The sequence below is a fragment of the Acinetobacter sp. UBA3132 genome (assembly GCF_002364825.1).
In the GTDB taxonomy this organism is placed as follows: domain Bacteria; phylum Pseudomonadota; class Gammaproteobacteria; order Pseudomonadales; family Moraxellaceae; genus Acinetobacter; species Acinetobacter schindleri.
Map to the genome: position 1 here is coordinate 4,489 of NZ_DEZM01000043.1, position 724 is coordinate 5,212.

The 724-nt window shown below is 43.5% G+C and carries 1 protein-coding gene and 1 pseudogene; both read left to right on the top strand.

Going from position 1 to position 724, the window contains the following annotated elements; translation table 11 throughout:
- Positions 1 to 225, top strand: a pseudogene (locus B4033_RS01745) (tRNA 2-thiocytidine(32) synthetase TtcA); the annotation flags it as partial.
- A gap of 226 nt (positions 226 to 451) precedes the next feature.
- Positions 452 to 724, top strand: a 273-nt coding sequence (locus tag B4033_RS01750) for an SCP-2 sterol transfer family protein (RefSeq protein WP_286831541.1), incomplete at its 3' end; no start/stop codon positions are given.

The following is a 724-nucleotide window of genomic DNA, read 5'->3' on the forward strand; positions in this document are numbered from 1 at the left end:
ATGCTGCGTGACTGGGATAAAGCTCATCCGAAACGTCTGCACAGCATTTTCGGTGCACTGCAAAATGTTTCACCGTCACAACTGGCTGACCGTGAACTGTTTGACTTCGAGGCACTCGACAGCCAACGTGAATTCAACTTTAAAGATTCTTGCTCAACTGAAGAAGCAGTAGAAGGCGAGAGCAAGCGAATTAATATGGTCAACCTCGGTTTTGCTGCGGATTAAGACCTTTTTGACGGGTATTCATTCGAGTTGAATGCCCGTCAGGCCTTATCAATCAAGATCATGTACATAAAAACAGAAAGATAATGACAGAAATTGAACGCTGCGTACAAAAATCGTTAGCCATTCGACAAATGATCATGTTATAACAATCTGCAAGCGCAATAGCGTCAACAATGATGTTGTCTGGATAGACGACACACACGAACTAATAAATTGAGGAAAGATCATGCCTGCTTTTTTAACTGATGATTGGTTTTCAACTGTAGAAACTCTGACTGCTCAAGCAGGTGACCTAAACCTGGCGCCAGCGCTTGCGAATCTTGCAATCAATCTGGTGGTTGCGGACGCTACAGGTAATACTGAATTATCTTTAGATGGTGGAGCGATCAAAAAAGGTCTGTCTTCAAATGCGAAGACTACGCTGAACATGGATGCAGAAACTCTGCGTAAAGTATTCCTTGAGTTTGACATGGCGGCTGCAATGCAAGCATTCATGACC